Source organism: Reyranella sp., from assembly GCF_036558665.1.
Lineage (GTDB): Bacteria > Pseudomonadota > Alphaproteobacteria > Reyranellales > Reyranellaceae > Reyranella.
Genome location: NZ_DATBFE010000176.1, coordinates 1 through 3,398, shown reverse-complemented (window position 1 = coordinate 3,398; position 3,398 = coordinate 1). Strand labels below are relative to the sequence as shown.

Below are 3,398 nucleotides of genomic sequence, written 5' to 3'. Positions count from 1 at the left end.
GGGATGCCACGGATAGAGGACCTCGCGCTCTACCGGCTTGTGGGTGTTATTGCGTGCTGTTGAAGTGATCGACCGCGACCCAATCGAGGGCGGTGTCGAGGTCCTTCTCCATCTGCACCATGAGCTCCCTCGTGAAGGGCTTGAGGTCGCCAAGCTCGACGCCGTCCTCGGCAGCGACGATGAACCGGAACTGGTGCCGGTCCTCCCGGCCGCGTTCGACAAAGTCCTTGGCGTCGGCCTGGTCGTCCGTCGCCGAGTAGGCGTGCCCCCTCTTCCCGTCCAGGGTGACGCCCTCGCGCTGCAGGTATCGCAAATGGGTGGCGATCGACCACTTCAACAGCACGCAATAACACCCACAAGCCGGTAGAGCGCGAGGTCCTCTATCCGTGGCATCCCTGGTTCGGACGCGTCGTCCGCGTCCACGAGGCGATCCGGCGAGGCTCCGGCGGCATCCTGCGCTGCAGTCTCGACGCCGGCGAGCGGATCGAGCTGCCATCGTGGATGTTCGACCGGGCGGTCTGCAGCGGCGTCAGGATGACGGCATCGCCGCACCTCGATGCCGCAACCCTCGCGGCGTTGAAGAACCTTCTGGCCGACTGCGGCGCATCCAGCGATCCCCTATCGCACCGCCCCGATTCGGACGCAAGAGGTCGTACCTGCGATCCGAACGGAGGGAACGGTCATGGCGGTCCGGAGGCGACCTCGACAACGGCCTGCGCAACCCGATCTCTTCGAGGCGCCGGATGTCGCGCAGCGCGCAGCGGCGCCGATCTGGCAGCTTCTGCCGGAAGACGCACGGGCGGCGGCGACGAAGCTCGTCGCGCAGCTCCTGACCGATCGCGAGCGCGCCGCCCGCAAGCAACGTCCGGCGGGAGGGCGCGGTGATGTCTGACAAGATCGGTCCGCATCATCTCGGCCGCAAGGCGATCCTCTACGTCCGGCAGTCCTCGGCGCATCAGGTGCTCCACAATCGCGAGAGCCGGGCGCTTCAGTATGCCATGCGGGAGCGCCTTGTCGCCCTCGGCTGGTCGCAGATCGAGACGGTGGACGACGATCTCGGCCGCTCGGCCGCCGGCGGCGTGGTACGCCAGGGCTTCGAGCGCATGGTGGCCGAGGTCTGCCTCGGCAAGGTCGGCGCAGTGGCGGCCCGCGAGGTGTCCCGCTTCGCGCGCAACAGCCGCGAGTGGCAGCAGCTGATCGAGATGTGCCGTGTCGTCGACACCGTCCTGATCGATCAGGAGACGGTCTACGCGCCGAGACAAGGCAACGACCGCCTGCTGCTCGGGCTCAAGGGCAGCCTCAACGAGTACGAGCTCGATCTCCTGCGCCAGAGGTCCCTGGCAGCCCGGCACGAGAAGGCGCGACGGGGCGAGCTGGTCGTGCGCGTCCCGGTCGGCTTCATCAAGACCGGCGGCCGATTCGAGAAGGACCCGGACCGGCGCGTCCAGGAAGCGATCGGGCTCGTGTTCGACAAGGTGGCCGAGCTCGGCAGCGCCCGCCGTGCGCTGCTGTGGTTCCACGCGCATGGCCTCGAGCTGCCGGCACGGCGGGTGGGCGGCGATCTCGTCTGGCACAGGCCGACCTATCACACGATCCATCGCATCGTCACGAATCCGATCTATGGCGGCGCCTACGCCTACGGCAAGACGGCGGTGACCGTCCGCTACGACGGCCCCGTGGGGCGCCGCAGGACGCGGATGAAGGCGCGCGAGGAGTGGCTGGTATTGCGTCCGGGGGCGCACGAAGGCTATGTCGATTGGGAGCGGGCGGAGGCGATCCGTCGAATGGTCAGCGACAACATCCCGGCGAGCCGGCACCATGGCGCCGCCAAGCACGGCGACGCCTTGCTTGCGGGCCTGTTGCGGTGCCGCCGGTGCGGCCGCAAGCTGGTCCTGCGCTACAGCGGCACCGCGGACAACATTCCCCGCTACTACTGCAGCCGCGGCCTGGCCAGCACCGGCGAGGCGCGCTGCATTGCCTTTGGCGGGACCTTGGCCGACAGGGCCATCGAGGCCGCGGTTCTCGATGCGGTCGAGCCTGGCGCCATCGCGGCGGCGATCGAGGCCGGCACCCGGCAGGCGACACAGCGCGACGAGGTGGCCGAGGCGCTGAGGCGCGACCTCGAAGCGGCACGCTATGCGGCCGACCGGGCGTTCCGGCAGTACGACGCCGCCGATCCGGAAAACCGTCTGGTGGCGGCGGAGCTCGAGGCGCGCTGGAACCGGGCACTGACGCGGGTCGCGGAGGTCGAGGCGCGGATCGCCGCTCACGATCGTGCGACGCCGCCGGACACGGATCTTTCGGCATCGTGCTTCGCCACCCTGGCCAGCGATCTGCGCGCGGTATGGAGCGCGCGGACAACGGATGCGAGCTTGAAGAAACGGATCGTGCGCACGGTGATCCAGGAGGTCGTTGCCGACATCGACGATGCGGCCGGCGAGGTCGTTCTGACGATCCATTGGATGGGCGGAGCTCATAGCGAGCTGCGCGTCGAGCGCCGCCGCCCGGGGCAGTCGACCAGGACAGCGCCCGACATCGTCGCGGCGGTCCGCCAGCTCGTGTGCATCGCCGACGACGAAGCGATCGCCGGCATCCTCAATCGCAACAAGCTCGCGACCGGCTTCGGCAACCGCTGGACCCGCGAGCGCGTGGCGTCGCTGAGGTCCTCTCACAACATCCCCGTCCATCGCCGGGCTGCGGACGGCAACGATCCGTGGCTGAACCTGAGCGATGCAGCAGCCTATCTCCAGGTCAATGCCAAGACGTTGCGCCTGGCCGTTGCCAGCGGTCGGATCGAAGCGCTGCGTCCCCTGCCGGACGGACCATGGCTGTTCAGCCGCGCCGTTCTCGAAGGCTCGGCCGCGAAAGCCCTCGTCGATCGCGCGCGCAAGCGGGCGGGGCACCCCGCAGGACCAGACCCCGATCAACGAAGTCTTTTCCCTTCAACAACATAGCGAAATGGGCGCCATGAAACGGAATTGTTCAACACGGGGCACCCGCACACCCATATCGTCATCCGCGGCCGCGACGACCAGGGGCGCGACCTGGTCATGGCGCGCGACTACATCGCCCACGGGGTGCGCGCCCGGGCGCAGGGTCTCATCACCCTGGAGCTGGGTCCCGAGACCGACCTCGAACGCACGCAGAAGCTCTTCAACGAGACCGGCCAGGAGCGCCTGACCCGGCTCGATCGCGCCCTGCTGGCCCGCGCCAGGGACGGCATCCTCGTCGTCACCACGGCCGAGGAGCAGGACCCCGTGCAGCAGACCCTGAGGATCGGCCGTCTCAGGACGCTGGAGCGGCTGGGCCTCGCCCAGGAGCGGCAGCAGGGCGTCTGGCAGCTCGACGGCAAGCTGGAGAGCAAGCTGCGCCGGCTCGGCGACCGTGCGGACAAGTTC

Annotated in this window: 4 protein-coding genes; 3 read left to right on the top strand and 1 reads right to left on the bottom strand. The window is 68.9% G+C overall.

Annotated features, from left to right (window positions below):
• Positions 1–46: 46 nt before the first annotated feature.
• Complete coding sequence (locus tag VH499_RS24540) at positions 47–343, bottom strand: hypothetical protein (RefSeq protein WP_332055403.1); 297 nt, start codon at positions 341–343, stop codon at positions 47–49.
• A gap of 339 nt (positions 344–682) precedes the next feature.
• Here VH499_RS24540 and VH499_RS24535 point away from each other — a divergent pair, with 339 nt between their 5' ends.
• The 3 genes from VH499_RS24535 to VH499_RS24525 all read left to right on the top strand — a co-directional run.
• On the top strand, positions 683–892 hold the full coding sequence (locus tag VH499_RS24535) for a hypothetical protein (RefSeq protein ID WP_332055402.1): 210 nt from the start codon (positions 683–685) through the stop codon (positions 890–892).
• Positions 885–2,954, top strand: coding sequence for a recombinase family protein (locus VH499_RS24530; protein WP_332055401.1), 2,070 nt, complete (start codon positions 885–887; stop codon positions 2,952–2,954). The genes VH499_RS24535 and VH499_RS24530 overlap by 8 nt, the downstream gene beginning before the upstream one ends.
• Before the next feature lie 24 nt (positions 2,955–2,978).
• A partial coding sequence (locus VH499_RS24525; protein ID WP_332055400.1) for a DUF3363 domain-containing protein occupies positions 2,979–3,398 on the top strand: 420 nt, incomplete at its 3' end.

Bases quoted from the DNA above. Each gene is read 5' to 3' on its own strand.
- VH499_RS24535 (WP_332055402.1), top strand. From the start codon at position 683: ATGGCGGTCCGGAGGCGACCTCGACAACGGCCTGCGCAACCCGATCTC.
- VH499_RS24530 (WP_332055401.1), top strand. From the start codon at position 885: ATGTCTGACAAGATCGGTCCGCATCATCTCGGCCGCAAGGCGATCCTC.